This is a genomic window from Micromonospora sp. NPDC050200, assembly GCF_040656135.1.
Lineage (GTDB): Bacteria > Actinomycetota > Actinomycetes > Mycobacteriales > Micromonosporaceae > Micromonospora.
On record NZ_JBFALG010000016.1, the window covers coordinates 54,560 to 69,274 of the forward strand.

At 72.5% G+C, this 14,715-nt stretch carries 16 protein-coding genes; 7 read left to right on the forward strand and 9 right to left on the reverse strand.

The features are described from left to right. Positions 1-25: 25 nt before the first annotated feature. The 3 genes from AB0I41_RS13455 to nadA all read right to left on the reverse strand — a co-directional run bounded on the left by AB0I41_RS13455 (position 26) and on the right by nadA (position 3,495). Positions 26-625 (reverse strand): DUF3043 domain-containing protein, encoded by a 600-nt coding sequence (locus tag AB0I41_RS13455; protein ID WP_357106247.1) that lies wholly within the window; start codon positions 623-625, stop codon positions 26-28. Positions 626-707: 82 nt separating this feature from the next. After that, positions 708-2,063 carry a UDP-N-acetylglucosamine 1-carboxyvinyltransferase gene (gene murA, locus AB0I41_RS13460; RefSeq protein WP_357106082.1) on the reverse strand — a complete coding sequence of 452 codons (1,356 nt, stop codon included), beginning with the start codon at positions 2,061-2,063 and terminating at the stop codon, positions 708-710. A gap of 232 nt (positions 2,064-2,295) precedes the next feature. Continuing rightward, complete coding sequence (gene nadA / locus AB0I41_RS13465) at positions 2,296-3,495, reverse strand: quinolinate synthase NadA (protein ID WP_357106084.1); 1,200 nt, start codon at positions 3,493-3,495, stop codon at positions 2,296-2,298. Between the two features lie 68 nt (positions 3,496-3,563). Between nadA and AB0I41_RS13470 the strand changes: the two genes are divergently transcribed. The 3 genes from AB0I41_RS13470 to AB0I41_RS13480 all read left to right on the forward strand — a co-directional run bounded on the left by AB0I41_RS13470 (position 3,564) and on the right by AB0I41_RS13480 (position 6,520). Next, complete coding sequence (locus tag AB0I41_RS13470) at positions 3,564-4,700, forward strand: glycerate kinase (protein ID WP_357106087.1); 1,137 nt, start codon at positions 3,564-3,566, stop codon at positions 4,698-4,700. A 207-nt stretch (positions 4,701-4,907) separates the two neighbouring features. Next, positions 4,908-5,276 (forward strand): iron-sulfur cluster insertion protein ErpA, encoded by a 369-nt coding sequence (erpA, locus tag AB0I41_RS13475; RefSeq protein WP_088961031.1) that lies wholly within the window; start codon positions 4,908-4,910, stop codon positions 5,274-5,276. Positions 5,277-5,542: 266 nt separating this feature from the next. Continuing rightward, positions 5,543-6,520, forward strand: coding sequence for a carbohydrate kinase family protein (locus tag AB0I41_RS13480; protein WP_357106091.1), 978 nt, complete (start codon positions 5,543-5,545; stop codon positions 6,518-6,520). A gap of 24 nt (positions 6,521-6,544) precedes the next feature. On the opposite strand, the gene AB0I41_RS13485 is transcribed toward AB0I41_RS13480, so the two are convergent. Continuing rightward, positions 6,545-6,772, reverse strand: a complete 228-nt coding sequence (locus tag AB0I41_RS13485; protein ID WP_357106094.1) for a sulfurtransferase TusA family protein — start codon at positions 6,770-6,772, stop codon at positions 6,545-6,547. Beyond that, entirely contained in the window at positions 6,769-7,920 is a 1,152-nt protein-coding gene (locus tag AB0I41_RS13490) for an aminotransferase class V-fold PLP-dependent enzyme (RefSeq protein ID WP_357106096.1), read from the reverse strand. The genes AB0I41_RS13485 and AB0I41_RS13490 overlap by 4 nt, the downstream gene beginning before the upstream one ends. Positions 7,921-8,089: 169 nt before the next feature. Between AB0I41_RS13490 and coxB the strand changes: the two genes are divergently transcribed. Together coxB and AB0I41_RS13500 are read left to right on the forward strand one after the other, a co-directional pair. Beyond that, on the forward strand, positions 8,090-9,061 hold the full coding sequence (coxB, locus tag AB0I41_RS13495; protein ID WP_357106099.1) for a cytochrome c oxidase subunit II: 972 nt from the start codon (positions 8,090-8,092) through the stop codon (positions 9,059-9,061). Between the two features lie 10 nt (positions 9,062-9,071). After that, positions 9,072-9,497, forward strand: coding sequence for a cytochrome c oxidase subunit 4 (locus AB0I41_RS13500; RefSeq protein ID WP_357106101.1), 426 nt, complete (start codon positions 9,072-9,074; stop codon positions 9,495-9,497). Between the two features lie 476 nt (positions 9,498-9,973). On the opposite strand, the gene AB0I41_RS13505 is transcribed toward AB0I41_RS13500, so the two are convergent. The 4 genes from AB0I41_RS13505 to AB0I41_RS13520 all read right to left on the reverse strand — a co-directional run bounded on the left by AB0I41_RS13505 (position 9,974) and on the right by AB0I41_RS13520 (position 13,089). Further along, positions 9,974-10,186, reverse strand: coding sequence for a hypothetical protein (locus AB0I41_RS13505; protein WP_357106104.1), 213 nt, complete (start codon positions 10,184-10,186; stop codon positions 9,974-9,976). Positions 10,187-10,383: 197 nt separating this feature from the next. After that, positions 10,384-11,430: an anthranilate phosphoribosyltransferase gene (gene trpD, locus AB0I41_RS13510; RefSeq protein ID WP_357106106.1), complete on the reverse strand. Its 1,047-nt coding sequence runs from the start codon at positions 11,428-11,430 to the stop codon at positions 10,384-10,386. Positions 11,431-11,519: 89 nt separating this feature from the next. Beyond that, positions 11,520-11,915 carry a hypothetical protein gene (locus AB0I41_RS13515; protein ID WP_357106109.1) on the reverse strand — a complete coding sequence of 132 codons (396 nt, stop codon included), beginning with the start codon at positions 11,913-11,915 and terminating at the stop codon, positions 11,520-11,522. A 187-nt stretch (positions 11,916-12,102) separates the two neighbouring features. Beyond that, positions 12,103-13,089 (reverse strand): cytochrome c oxidase assembly protein, encoded by a 987-nt coding sequence (locus AB0I41_RS13520; RefSeq protein WP_357106112.1) that lies wholly within the window; start codon positions 13,087-13,089, stop codon positions 12,103-12,105. Between the two features lie 108 nt (positions 13,090-13,197). On the opposite strand from AB0I41_RS13520, the gene AB0I41_RS13525 reads away from it, so the two are divergent. After that, positions 13,198-13,797, forward strand: coding sequence for a heme-copper oxidase subunit III (locus AB0I41_RS13525; RefSeq protein WP_357106115.1), 600 nt, complete (start codon positions 13,198-13,200; stop codon positions 13,795-13,797). A 72-nt stretch (positions 13,798-13,869) separates the two neighbouring features. Beyond that, complete coding sequence (locus AB0I41_RS13530; RefSeq protein ID WP_357106118.1) at positions 13,870-14,703, forward strand: cytochrome c; 834 nt, start codon at positions 13,870-13,872, stop codon at positions 14,701-14,703. Positions 14,704-14,715 lie beyond the last annotated feature (12 nt).

Consider the following 14,715-nt stretch of genomic DNA (forward strand, 5'->3'; position numbering starts at 1 on the left):
GGGGCTCCGGTGCGGACCGTTCGGGTCAGATCTTGTCGCCGATGTTGACCTGGGGCGCGGGCGCCCGCATCCGGCGGAAGGTGATCGAACGCATGATCGCGTAGAGGTAGAGCGAGCCCATCCGCTCGCCGCTGTTGGGGAACCGCTCCCGGACCAGCTTCTTGATCTTGCGGGAGATCAGGATCGAGTCGATCACCACGCCGAGCGCGAGCGCACCCCAGACCAGGTTCGAGGCCAGCCGGATCGCCGGCGGCATGGCCTGGTTGGAGCCGATCAGCACGATCAGCGCGCCGCCGAAGAACCAGGTGCCGACCGTACGCCGGGAGTCGACCACGTTGCGGGCCAGCAGCCGCTCCGGGCCGCGGTCGCGGGGGCCGCCCTCGCGGCGGAACTCCGCCGCCGACTCGGCGCGGGCCGCCCGGCGCTGCTCCCGGGCCTCCTCCTTGGTCAGCGGCTTCGTCGGGCCGGCGGGGCGCCGACCGGCGACCGGCCGCTTCGGGGTCTCCCGGCCCAGTTCCTTCTTGCTCGGGGTGTAGCCCCGGGGACGCGCGGCGGACGGCTCCTCGGTCACCGGGGCGGCGGAGGAGTCGGGACGGTCGGCGGACTTGCGACGAAACAGCGACAGCACGAGGTGAAGGGTAGCCAACCGTCACCGCCCGGTGCACATCACGGGTGCACCGGGCGGTTCTCGACGGGAGTGAGTTCGGTTACGGACGCTCGACGTGCGCGCCCAGGCTGGCCAGCTTCGCCTCGAAGTCCTCGTAGCCGCGGTTGATCAGGTCGACGCCGTACACCCGGGAGGTGCCCTCGGCGGCGAGCGCCGCGATCAGGTGGCTGAACCCGGCGCGCAGGTCCGGGATGACCAGGTCGGCCGCGTGCAGCTTGCTCGGGCCGGCGATCACCGCGGAGTGCTTGAAGTTGCGCCGGCCGAAGCGGCACGGGGTGCCCCCCAGGCAGTCCCGGTAGACCTGGATGTTGGCGCCCATCGTGTTCAACGCCTCGGTGTAGCCCAGCCGCTGCTCGTAGACCGTCTCGTGGACGATCGACAGGCCGCGGGCCTGGGTCAGCGCGACGACGAGGGGCTGCTGCCAGTCGGTCATGAAGCCCGGGTGCACGTCGGTCTCCAGCGCCACGGCGTTGAGTTCGCCGCCCGGGTGCCAGAACCGGATGCCGCCCTCCTGGCCCGGGTCACCGAGCTTCGGCGCGCGGGCGTCGGTCACCTCGTACGCGCCGCCGACCGAGCGGAAGACGTTCAGGAAGGTCATCATGTCGACCTGCTGGGCGCCGAGCACCTCGACGTCCCCGCGGGTGGCCAGCGCCGCCGCCGCCCAGCTCGCCGCCTCGATCCGGTCCGGGATCGGCCGGTGGGTGTAGCCGCTGAGCCGCTTGACGCCCTGGATCTCGATCACCCGGTCGGTGTGGACCTTGATGATCGCGCCCATCTTCTGCAGGATGCAGATCAGGTCGATGATCTCCGGCTCGACGGCGGCGTTGCGCAGCTCGGTGACGCCCTCGGCCATCACCGCGGTGAGCAGCACCTGCTCGGTCGCGCCCACGCTCGGGTACGGCAGGGCGAACTTCGTGCCGTGCAGCCCGTTCGGCGCCGACAGGTGCAGCCCCTCCGGGGTCTTCTCGACCGTCGCGCCGAACTCGCGCAGCGCCTGGAGGTGGAAGTCGATCGGGCGCGGGCCGATGTGGCAGCCGCCCAGGTCGGGGATGAAGGCGTGCCCGAGCCGGTGCAGCAGCGGGCCGCAGAACAGGATCGGGATCCGGCTGGAGCCCGCGTGCACGTTGATCTGGTCGGTGCTGGCGCTCTCGACGTTGGCCGGGTCGAAGACCAGCTCGCCCTCCTCCGCGCCGTCGGTGACCTTCACCCCGTGCAGGCCGAGCAGCCCGCGGACCACCTCGACGTCTCGGATGCGCGGCACGTCGAACAGGCGGCTGGGGGTGTCGCCCAGCAGGGCGGCGACCATCGCCTTGGAGACGAGGTTCTTCGCGCCGCGCACGCGGATCCGCCCTTCCAGCGGCGTGCCTCCGTGTACGACCAGGACGTCGTCGGTCAACGCAACCTCCAGCGCGCGTCGGGTGGTGCTGTGTCGAGGGTGGGGTCGGCTCCTGCAGCCGTCTGCCGGCTGTGCAGCTACCCAGAATGGGACCGGCGCAAAACGGTCCACGATGCCGTCGCCCCGGCAGCATAGCGTTCGGTGACTGAAATGGAATCGGTCACACCGCCAGGCACGGGCACGAACCGGCAAATCCGGCACGTTTCCGTACCAGCGATGTGACCGTGGGTGATCAGCTGGTGGTTGGCGGTGGGGTGTCCGCGCCCGGCAGGGCGAGCATCTGGTCCAGCGCCACCCGGGCGTGGTGTGCGGTGTCCGGGTCGACGGTGATCTGGTTGACCACCCGCCCGGCGACCAGCTCCTCCAGCGCCCAGACCAGGTGCGGCAGGTCGATCCGGTTCATCGTCGAGCAGTAGCAGACCGCCTTGTCCAGGAACATGATCTGCTTGTCGGGGTGGGCCAGCGCCAGCCGGCGGACCAGGTTCAGCTCGGTGCCGACGGCCCAGGCCGAGCCGGCCGGGGCCGCCTCGATGGTCTTGATGATGTACTCCGTGGAGCCCACGTGGTCGGCGGCGGTGACCACCTCGTGCCGGCACTCCGGGTGCACCAGCACGTTGACCCCCGGCACCCGCTCGCGCACGTCGTTGACGCTGTCGAGGGTGAAGCGGCCGTGCACCGAGCAGTGCCCCCGCCAGAGGATCATCTTCGCGTCGCGCAGCTGCTCCGGGGTGAGCCCGCCGTTGCGCTTGTGCGGGTCGTACAGCACGCAGTCGTCCAGCGAGAGGCCCATCTCCAGCACGGCCGTGTTGCGGCCCAGGTGCTGGTCGGGCAGGAAGAGCACCTTCGACCCCTGCTGGTACGCCCAGTCCAGCGCCCGCTTCGCGTTCGACGAGGTGCAGACCACACCGCCGTTGCGCCCGACGAAGCCCTTGATGTCGGCCGAGGAGTTCATGTACGTCACCGGGACGGTGTCCGCCGCGACGCCCAGCTCGGTCAGCACGTCCCAGGCGGTCTCGACCTGCGACAGCACCGCCATGTCCGCCATCGAGCAGCCGGCGGCCAGGTCGGGCAGGATCACCCGCTGCGCGTCCGAGGTGAGGATGTCGGCGCTCTCGGCCATGAAGTGCACGCCGCAGAAGACGATGTACTCCGCGTCCGGCCGGGCGGCGGCCTCCCGGGCCAGCTTGAACGAGTCACCGGTCACGTCGGCGAACTGGATCACCTCGTCGCGCTGGTAGTGGTGACCCAGCACGAACACCTTCGTGCCGAGCGCGGCCCTGGCCGCCGCCGCCCGGGCCACCAGGTCAGGGTCGCTCGGCGCCGGCAGGTCGCCCGGACACTCCACGCCACGCTCGGTGGCGGGGTCGCTGCCGCGGCCGAGGAGCAGCAGCGCAGTGGCGGTGTTGGAGGGTTCCACCCAGGTCGAAGTCACGCCTCCCATGGTCCCACAGCGTGGCTGCCGCGCAGCTTCCACCGGTGTGTGCTGCCACACTGCCAGGCATGCGTGTGCTGCTCTGCCCGGACAAGTTCGCCGGCACCCTCGCGGCCCAGCAGGTCGCCGCCGCCGTCGCCGAGGGTTGGCGGGCCGTCGCCACCGGCGACGAGCTGCTGATCCGACCGCTCGCCGACGGCGGGCCGGGCTTCGTCGCGGTGCTCGCCGACGCCCTCGGCGGCCGGCGGATCCCGGTGGCGATCGTCGACCCGCTCGGCCGGCCGGCCGCCGGTGAGATCCTGCTCACCGACGACGGCACCGCCTACCTGGAGAGCACCCAGGCCTGCGGGCTGCACCTGCTCTCCGCCGCCGAGCGCGACCCGAAGGCGACCACCTCGTACGGGCTGGGGGCACTGGTCACCGCGGCCGTCGAGCACGGGGCCCGCACGGTGGTGGTCGGGCTGGGCGGCTCCGGCACCAACGACGGCGGCGCCGGCCTGCTCACCGCGCTCGGCGCGACCCCGCTGGACGACGCCGGCCGGGCCCTGCCGTACGGCGGGGCCGCGCTGGCCGCGGTCGCCACCCTCGACGGCGCGCCCCGGCTGCGCGGGGCCACCCTGGTCGCCGCCACCGACGTCGACAGCCCGCTGCTGGGGCTGCACGGCGCGAGCAGCGTCTACGGGCCGCAGAAGGGCGCCACCAGGGCGGACGTGCTGCTGCTCGACGCCGCGCTGGAGCGCTGGGCGGCGGTGCTCGAACGGGACCTGCCCGGCTGCCCGCCCGGCCTGGGCGCGCTCGCCGGCGGCGGCGCGGCCGGCGGCATCGGCGCCGCGATCCTCGCCCTGGGCGGGCGCTGCGAGTCCGGCATCGACCTGGTGACCCGGGCGATCGGGCTGGACGCCGCGCTGGACGCCACCGACCTGGTGATCACCGGAGAGGGTTCCTTCGACCACCAGTCGCTGCGCGGCAAGGTGGTCGCCGGGGTGGCCGGGGCCGCCCGCGACCGCGGGGTGCCCTGCGTGGTGCTGGCGGGACGGGTGAGCACCGGCCGGCGGGAGGCCGCCTCGGCGGGCGTCACCGAGACCTACAGCCTGGTGGAGCACTTCGGCGGCGAGGAACGCGGCGGGGTCGAGGCGGCGATGGGCCGGCCGGCCGAGGGGCTGCGGGCGCTGGGCGCGCGGCTGGCCCGGCAGTGGAGTCGCTGACCGCCCGGCTCTGGCCTGGCCGTCGGGGACGAAACGGCGACGCCCGTGGGCGGACCTGCGGCGCGGGCCACGGCGGTCCTGTCACGGCACCCGGGTGCCGCCGGCCCGGTCGGCGTACGATCGGATCTGGACCACACCGGGAATCACTGGACGACGCGTGATGTTGGCCAGTGCGTCCGGACCCATACCGCGCAGGGAGATTTCCACGTGACCACGCCAGCGCAGACCGAGTCGACCGAGGCCCAGGCCCCTACTTCCGTCGTCCTCACCGACGTCGCGGCGCAGAAGGTCAAGGCCCTGATCGAGCAGGAGGGCCGCGACGACCTGCGGCTCCGGGTCGCGGTGCAGCCGGGCGGCTGCTCCGGCCTGCGGTACCAGCTGTTCTTCGACGAGCGGTCGCTCGACGGTGACGTCGTCACCGACTTCGACGGTGTCGAGGTCGTCGTCGACCGGATGAGCGCCCCCTACCTGGCCGGGGCGACCATCGACTTCGCCGACCGGATCGACGCCCAGGGCTTCACCATCGACAACCCCAACGCGGGCAGCTCCTGCGCCTGCGGCGACTCGTTCAGCTGAGTCGCAGCCGTTCCGTACGACCGGGGCCGCCCCTGCCGGGGTGGCCCCGTCGTCGTTCCCGGGTCATTGGCGGCGCTCCGGCGCCTTGATCGACTTGAGCTGCGGCAGGTCGCGGCCTCCCGGCCCCGTGATGCCGCGGTGTGCGGCATGTCGCGCGCAGCGCGTACGTGGCCGACGGGTGAACGGGGGATGACCGGACCGCGACCCGCGATCGCGCCGGGACCGGTAGGCTGACCGGCGCCGTGCCCCCGACCCAGAGGGTTGACATGAAGATCGCCGTGACCGGCTCGATCGCGACCGACCACCTGATGAGCTTCCCCGGCCGGTTCGCCGACCAGCTCCTCGCCGACCAGCTGCACAAGGTGTCGCTGTCGTTCCTCGTGGACGACCTGGTGCTGCGCCGGGGCGGGGTGGCGGCCAACATCGCTTTCGGCATGGCGCAGCTCGGGCTGAGCCCGGTGCTGCTCGGGGCGGTCGGCGCCGACTTCGCCGACTACCGCTCCTGGCTGGAGCGGCACGGGGTCGACTGCGAGTCCGTGCACGTCAGCGAGGTGGCGCACACCGCCCGGTTCGTCTGCACCACGGACACCGACATGTGCCAGATCGCCTCCTTCTACGCGGGGGCGATGAGCGAGGCCCGCAACATCGAGCTGTCCCCGGTCGCCCAGCGGCTCGACGGTCTCGACCTGGTGCTGGTCAGCGCCAACGACCCGGAGGCGATGATCCGCCACTCCGCCGAGTGCCGGGAGCGCGGCTACGCCTTCGTCGCCGACCCGTCCCAGCAGCTCGCCCGGATGGACGGCGCGGACGTGATCGGCCTGATCGACGGCGCCGACTACCTGATGACCAACGACTACGAGAAGTCCCTGCTGCAGAGCAAGGCCGGCCTCACCGACGAGCAGCTGCTCGACCGGGTGAAGGTGCGGGTCACCACGCTGGGGAAGGACGGCGCGGAGATCGCCGGCCGGGACTTCGGGACGATCCACGTGCCGATCGCCCGGGAGATCCAGGCGGTCGACCCGACCGGCGTCGGCGACGGCTTCCGGGCCGGTTTCTTCGCCGCGCTCTCCTGGGGCCTCGGCCTGGAGCGGGCCGCGCAGGTCGGCTCGCTGCTGGCCACGCTGGTGCTGGAGACCGTCGGCACCCAGGAGTACGAGGTGCGCCGCGACCTGTTCGTCAAGCGGCTCGCCGAGTCGTACGGCGACGTCGCCGCCGAGGACGTGCGGCCGCACCTGCTGCCATGATCCTCGCGCACCTCGCCTGACCCGTTACCCGCTGCGCCGGACGTCATAGCCGGGGCCGTCGGGGTGGGCGCCGACGAACTCCTGCCCCCGCATCCGGCACCAGGCCGGGATGTCCACGGCGGCGGCCGGGTCGTCGGCCAGGACGCGCAGCACCGCGCCGACGGGCAGTTCCGGCAGCCGGCGGGCCAGCGCGATCACCGGCAGCGGGCAGCGCTGGCCCCGGCAGTCGAGCACCTCCATGGGATCGGTCACAGCCCCACCACCCCCGCCTCGGCGCGCAACTCGGCGACGATGCCGGGCAGCTCGGCCAGGAAACGCTCGACGTCCGCCTCGGTCGTCTCCCGGTGCAGCGAGACCCGGACGTTGCCGTGCGAGAGCACCCCCATCGCCTCCAGCACGTGCGACGGGCGCAGCGTCGACGAGGTGCAGGAGGAGCCGGACGACACCGCGAAGCCGCGCCGGTCCAGCGCGTGCAGCAGCACCTCGCCGTCGACGTACAGGCAGGAGAAGGTGACCAGGTGGGGGAGCCGGTCGACGGGGTCGCCGACCACCTCCACGTCCGGCACCTCGGCCGCCACCCGGTCCCGGATCCGGTCCACCAGCGGCGCCAGCCGGGCCGCCTCGGCCGCGGCGTCGGCCGCCGCCGCGCGCAGGCTCGCCGCCGCCGCCACCACCGCCGGCAGGTCCACCACCCCAGGGGTACGCCCCGACTCCCGCTCGTCGGCCGGCCAGGGCGACTCCCACCGGGTGCCCTTGCGCACCACCAGCAGCCCCACCCCGGGCGGCCCGCCCCACTTGTGCGCGCTGGCGGTCAGCACCGACCAGCCGGCCGGCACCGGCACCCGGCCGACCAACTGCGCCGCGTCGACGTAGAGCGGCACGCCCGCGTCGGCGCAGGCGGCGGCCGCCGCCGGCACCGGCTGGACGGTGCCCACCTCGTGGCTGGCGCCGATCAGCGCGGCGAGGGCCACTCCGGGCGCCGCCACCGCCGCCGACCAGGCGTCCAGGTCGAGCCGGCCGGCCCGGTCCACCGGCACCGGGACCGCGGCGCCGGTGGACGCGACGTGCCGCTCGGCGGCGTGCAGCACCGCGGAGTGCTCGATCGCGGAGTGCACCAGGGTCGCCCCGACACGCCGTCGCCCGGCCAGGCAGCCGAGCACCGCCCCGTGCGCCGCGGTCGTACCGCTGGGGGTGAAGGAGAGCTCGTCGGCACGGACGCCGAGCGTGGCCGCGGTGGCCTCGCGGGCGGCGTCGAGGAGCTGGCGGGCCCGACGGGCCTGGGTGTACAGCTTGCCGGGGTCGGCCCAGCCGTCGTCGAGGGCGGCCAGCAGCGCCTGCCGGGCGACCGGGTGCAGCGGCGCGGCGGTGGCCGCGTCCAGGTAGACCGGGGTAGGGCTCACGACTGCCCACGCTATCGCGTCGGTATGCCCAAGATCCCCCCGATGGGGGCGGACAGCGACCCCAAGACGGCCGAGCCCGTCATGGTCGAGTAATCTGCGACCGTCGGTGACGCCTTTGCCGTCGGTGCTGAGGGAAACCCACCGCGGCGCGCTAGGGAGGCAGGACCAGGTGGTCGCAAGGAGTTCGGAGGTACGGCCGTCGGCCGTACGGCACAGCGCTTCCCCAGGAGCCGGTGGGCGCCGGCGGCGTGGTGCTGGTCGCCTCGCCGGGCTCGGTCTCGGCGGAGCGGCGTTGCTGGTTCTGCTCACGGGCTGCAACGTCGGCAGCTCGTTCGGCGGCTTCGGCTGGCCGCAGGGCGGCATCTCGCCGGAGTCGCGCCGGATGTACGACCTGTGGATCGCTTCCTGCATCGCCGCCCTCGTGGTCGGCGTCTTCGTCTGGGGCCTGATCTTCTGGTGCATCGTGCGCTACCGCAAGCGGGGCAACGAGCTGCCGGTGCAGACCCGTTACAACATGCCGATGGAGTTCCTCTACACCATCGCGCCGATCCTGATCGTCTCCGTGCTCTTCTACTACACGGCGGTCGTGCAGACCGGCGTGGTCCGGACGACGAAGAACCCCGACGTGACCGTCGAGGTCGTCGCCTTCAAGTGGAACTGGCAGTTCAACTACCGCGACGGTCAGGGCCCCGACGCGAACACCGTGGCGTCGGTGCTGGGTACCAGCGAGGTGATCCCGGTGCTGGTCCTGCCGGCCGACCGGTCGATCCGCTTCGAGGAGACCAGCCGCGACGTCGTCCACTCGTTCTGGGTGCCGGAGCTGCTGTTCAAGCGGGACGTCTTCCCGGGCAACGTCCGCAACGTCTTCGAGGTCTCCAAGCTGGAGACCGAGGGCGCGTTCGTCGGCCGATGCGCCGAGCTCTGCGGCAGCTACCACGCCTTCATGAACTTCGAGCTGCGCGTCGTCTCCCCGGAGAAGTACGACCAGTTCCTGGCGGCCAAGCGGGACGGCAAGTCGACCCAGGACGCGCTCAGCGCCATCGGCGAGGACCCGTACGCGAAGACCACCGAGCCGTTCAAGACGCGGCGCAACACCGCCAACTTCAACCCCGACGAGCTGTCGGCCGGCGCGGGAAGCTGAGGGATCAGGCATGAAGACCGAGTGGCGTATCTTCCTGATCGTCGGCACGTTCCTCCTCGGCACGGCGGTCCTCTACGGCGCCTGGACCTACGGGGAGGGCGGCCGGGTCGAGTGGGTCGGCACGGTGGCCCTGCTGCTGTCGTTCCTGCTCTGCGCGATGTGCGGCGGCTTCTTCTGGTTCGTCTCCCGCCGCATCGACCTGCGGCCCGAGGACCGGGCGGACGGCGAGATCGCCGACGGCGCGGGCGAGGTCGGCTTCTTCAGCCCGGGCAGCTACTGGCCTTTCGGCCTGGCGCTGGCCGCCGCGGTGGCCGGTCTGGGCCTGGTGTACTGGCAGCTCTGGCTGGTCGGCCTCGGCGCGGTCGCGGTGATCTTCGCCGCCTGCGGCCTGCTCTTCGAGTACTACACCGGCACCCGCCGTACGGCCGAGCACTGATCTGACGCTTCACCCGCAGGCCCGCTTCCCGCTCCGGGACGCGGGCCTGCGCGTTCTTCCGGATCCCCGCCGGCAGTGGAGCGGCGCACAGGACGGCGGCGGTCCCGCCGGGTGGGGCGGGTGTTGTTGGCGCGCTGGGGAGCTGATGACGTGACCGGATCAGCGTCCCGGCTGTCGGCTGTCGGCCTGTCGGCGGTCGGGATCGGCGGGCGGCGGGCGTGATCAGGTGAGTCGTCTACGACATCAGCTCCAAAGGGCCGCAACGATGCCCGTGGGGGCGCAGTCCGCGTTCCGGCCCGGGGGTGGGCTCCCGTTACGTGGACTCGGAAAAGGGGCTCGTCGTGGAGCGGGCTCGACACAACGGCCCTCGCCCTCTCGATCGGACGGTCGACGACTACGACGACGGAGGTTCGCACGCGCGGATCGAGGTCGCCCACCCGCCGGCACGGCCGTCAGGTGGTCGGCCGGGGGTGGGGTCAGGCCGCGCGGCGGCGGGACCCGGACCCGGCGCGCCGGCGCCGGTCGGCGAGGCGCGGGGCGTGGAAGGCGAAGGTGGCGATCAGCACGGCCGCGCCGCAGCCGGTGCAGATCAGCTCGGGGCAGTCGACGCCGTGACCGTCGACGCAGGGTGGGGCCTCGAACGGCTGAACGCCCTCGCAGGTGTCGCAGTAGAGCTCGCGGTCCGACACGGGCGTCTCCTCTCGCTCCGGTGCCCGCCGACGGCGATCGGAGCCATCGGTGGAAAACGGAAAATTACTCCCGTGTAGTTTGGCACGCCCCTCCGACACTTCCGGCCGCGCCCACCCCTTTTGCGCCCGGTGCCGACCAGGGGTCACCGGGTCCGCGTCGGCGGGCCGTCGTGGTCGGGCCGGCTGGTCGCGGGCGCTCAGACCGCGCGGGCCACCTCGACCCAGCGGTCCAGGACGGCCGCGGCCGCACCCGAGTCGATCGACTTGGCGGCCCGGTCCATCCCGGCCCGCAGCGCCTCGGTCAGGTCGCCGTCCAGCGGTCCCTGGGTGGCCAGCGCGGCGGCGGAGTTGACCAGCACGGCGTCGCGTACCGGGCCGGTCCCGCCGGCCAGCAGCCGCCGGGCCACCTCGGCGTTGTACGCGGCGTCCCCGCCCCGCAGGTCGGCGAGGGTGGACCGGGGTACCCCGAGGTCCGTCGCGTCCAGCAGCGCCTCTCTCACGGTGCCCTGCTGGGCCACCCAGACCCGAGTCGGTGCGGCGGTGGTGAACTCGTCCAGGCCGTCCTCGCCGCGCATCACGATCGCCGAGTCGCCCCGGCCGGCGAAGACGGCCGCCATCACCGGGGCCATCCGCGCGTCGAAGCAGCCGATCGCCCCGGCCCGGGGGCGGGCCGGGTTGGTCAACGGGCCGAGGAAGTTGAAGAAGGTGGGCACGCCGATCTCGCGGCGGACCGGGCCGGCGTGCCGCATCCCGGGGTGGAACCGGCCGGCGAAGCAGAACCCGATGCCCGCCTCCTCGACGCAGCGGGCGACCTGCTCGGGCGCGAGGTCCAGCGGCACGCCGAGGAACTCCAACAGGTCGGCGGTACCGCAGAGCGAGGAGGCGGCGCGGTTGCCGTGCTTGACCACCCGGACGCCGGCGCCGGCCACCACCAGCGCGGTCATGGTGGAGATGTTCACGGTGTGGGCGAGGTCACCGCCGGTGCCGACCACGTCCAGCGCGGTGCGCCGCAGCTCCTCGGGCAGGTCGACCGGGACCGCCCGACCGAGCATCGCCTCGACCAGGCCGGCCAGCTCGGCGGCGGTCTCGCCCTTGGCCCGCAGCGCCACCGCGAAGCCGGCGACCTGGGACGGGGCGGCGGCGCCGGTCATGATCTCGTCCATCGCCCAGGCGGTGTCGGCGGTGGAGAGCTGCTCGCCGCGCAGCAGCGCGTTGAGCAGGTGCGGCCAGGTCCGTTCGCCCATGGTGGGCCTCCCGAGCGGGCGTAAGTGCGGGTGGGACGGGGCCGGCGCCCGTCAGCCCGGGCGCCGGGGGCGCCGCCGAGCGCGGAGACTCAGGCGGCGGCGTGCGTACGCAGCAGCTCGGCGACCGTGGTGCCGGTGGTCACCGGGTCGAGCGGGTGCACCAGCGTGGCGTCGACCTGCGCGTACGCGGCGAGCCATCGGTCCGCGGAGCGGGCGATGACCAGGCAGGTCGGCGGGGCGTCGTCCCGGTCGTCCTTGATCTGGCGGGCGATGCCGATGCCGCCGCCCGGGGTGGCCTCGCCGTCGAGCAGCAGGAGGTCGATCTCGTAGTCGTCGACCAGCCGGACGCACTCGGCGTAGGTGGCCGCGTCGACGAACTCGATCTGCAGGCCGGGCGCGGGGCGGGTGCCGACGGCGAGCCGCATCCGGTCGCGGACCTGCGGGTCGTCGCTGTAGAGCAGGACGGTGCAAAGACGATCGCTCATGCCGACACTCCGCTTCGCTCCGTGCCGTCATGAGGCACCCTCGCACTGAGCCTGATGATTCGCTCGCTGCGCTCACTCATTGCCTGGACCGGCTCCCACCTCGTAGCTGCCCGCTGATCGTACCCGCCGGTGTGGCGCACCCGACATCCCGCCCGGCGGGTCCGGGCGGGCGGGATGTCGGCGCAGGTCAGGCCGGGGTGCCCGGGGTGGGAGCGGCGGTCGCGGCGGCGTCGGCGGCGCGTTCGCGGGCCTCCTGGCGATCCAGCTCGCGGTCGAGCCGGCGGGCCTCCCGCTCCGACTGCCGGATCCACTGCACGACCAGCACCGCGAGCATCGTCACACTGACGAACTCGCCGCCGGCCCAGAGGATGCCGCCGGCGACCACCTGGTCGTTCCAGGGGTTCGACCAGGACAGGCCGAGCGACGGGTACCAGTCGCCGCCGAGCAGCGTGGTGCTCTGCATGATGGTGAGCCCGAGCACCGTGTGGAACGGTACGGAGAGCAGCATGAGCAGCGCCCGCGCCGGGTACGGCCACCGCCCCGGCAGCGGGTCGAGGCCGAGCAGCGGCCAGAAGAACACGCAGCCGGTCGCGATGAAGTGCGCGTGCGTCAGCTCGTGCGCCCAGGCGTGCTCCAGTGTGTAGCGGTAGAGGCCACTGAAGTAGAGCGCGAACGGGTTCACCACGAAGATGCTGAACGCCACCAGCGGGAAGCTGTACACCTTCGCGAACCGGCTGTGCACGACCGCCAGCAGCCGCTTGCGCGGGCGTACCGGCAGCGTGCGCAGGGCCAGGGTGACCGGCGCGCCCAGGGCGAGGAAGATCGGCGAGACCATCGCCAGCACCATGTGCTGCACCATGTGCACCGACAGCAGCGCCGTGTCGTACGCGTGCAGGCCGCTGACCGTCACCGCGGCGATGCCACCCAGGCCCGGGCCGAGGAAGCAGACGGTCCGGAGGATCGGCCAGCGGTCCCCGCGCAGCCGCAGCCGGTACACCCCGTACAGGTAGAGCCCGGCGGCCAGCACCAGCCCGAGGGCGAGCCAGCTGTCCAGCCTGGTCTCGGTGAAGACCCGGGCTACGGTGAACGGCGGCGGGACGGCGTCGCCCCCGGCGGCGAGGACGGCCGACGGGCCCGCCGAGGTCGTGGCGAAGATCGAATCGACGTGCAGCACGCTTTTCAGGCTAGGCCAGGCGAACCGGACCGCCACGATCGGGCCATCCCCCACGCTGGTTTGGCCCCCCGCTGATCGCCCGCCCCGGTCAAGGGCAATAATGACCGCGTGACTGCGGCCCCAGCCATTGACAAGAGCCGGATCCACTCCCTGACCCGACCCAACATGGTCAGCGTCGGGACGATCGTGTGGCTCTCCAGCGAACTCATGTTCTTCGCGGCGCTGTTCGCGATGTACTTCTCGATCCGCGCGGCGGCGCCGGAGCAGTGGGAGAAGCACACCGAGATCCTCAACATCCCCTACGCGACCACCTTCACGGTGATCCTGGTGCTGTCCTCGGTGACCTGCCAGCTCGGTGTCTTCGCGGCGGAGAAGGGCGACGTCCACGCCCTGCGGCGTTGGTTCACGATCACCTTCGTGATGGGTCTGATCTTCGTGCTCGGCCAGGCGAACGAGTACCGCACCCTGGTGCACGAGGGCGTGAAGATCAACGAAGACGGTTACGGGTCGATGTTCTACCTCACCACCGGCTTCCACGGCCTGCACGTGACCGGCGGTCTCATCGCCTTCATCATCTTCATGATCCGCACCACCATGGGCCGGTTCACCCCGGCGCAGGCCACCTCGGCCATCGTCGTGTCGTACTACTGGCACTTCGTCGACGTGGTGTGGATCGGGCTCTACGCCATGATCTACTGGCTTCAGTGATCTTGGCGCGTCACGTACCGCGCCGCTGCTTCGTCCCCTGAGACAAGGTCCAACCGGTTAAGGACACAGGTCATGACTTCTGACAACGACCGCCGACGCGGTCTGCTCGCGCGCCTGCGCGGGCGGCCCGTGGCGCGCAGCAGGGGCCGCCGCCGGCTGGGCGCCGCGGTCCGGCTGATCGCCGCGCTCACGCTGGCCGGCGGCGCCTACACCGTCTTCGCCCCCGGCGTGCAGGCGCAGGAAAACCCGCCGCTGACCGGCGCCGCGGCCGAGGGCAAGGCGCTGTTCGACGTGAGCTGCGTGACCTGCCACGGTCGCAACGCGCAGGGCGTCGAGGGTCGTGGCCCGAGCCTGGTCGGCGTCGGCGCCGCCTCGGTCGAGTTCCAGGTCGGCACCGGCCGCATGCCGATGGCCCGCCAGGAGGCCCAGGCCCCGCGCAAGACCCCGGTCTTCACCAACGAGCAGGTGCGCCAGCTCGGCCAGTACATCCAGGAGCTCGGTGGCGGCCCGCAGATCCCCGAGGGTGACCTGCGTCAGGGCGCCAACCTGGCGACCGGCGGTGAGCTGTTCCGGATCAACTGCTCCCAGTGCCACGCCTTCGGCGGTGGCGGCGGCGCGCTCTCCTCGGGCAAGTACGCCCCGAGCCTGCACCCGTCCACCGACCGGCAGATCTACGCCGCGATGCTGAGCGGCCCGCAGAACATGCCGGTGTTCGGGGACAACCAGATCAGCCCGCAGGAGAAGGCGGACATCATCGCCTACATCCAGGAGACGCTGAAGCACAACCAGGACCAGGGCGGCTTCAGCCTCGGCCGGTACGGCCCCTCCACCGAGGGCCTGGCGATCTTCCTGATCGGCATCGTCGCGCTGGTCTTCGCCAGCCTGTGGATTGCGGGCAAGTCGTGACCAGGCAGATCA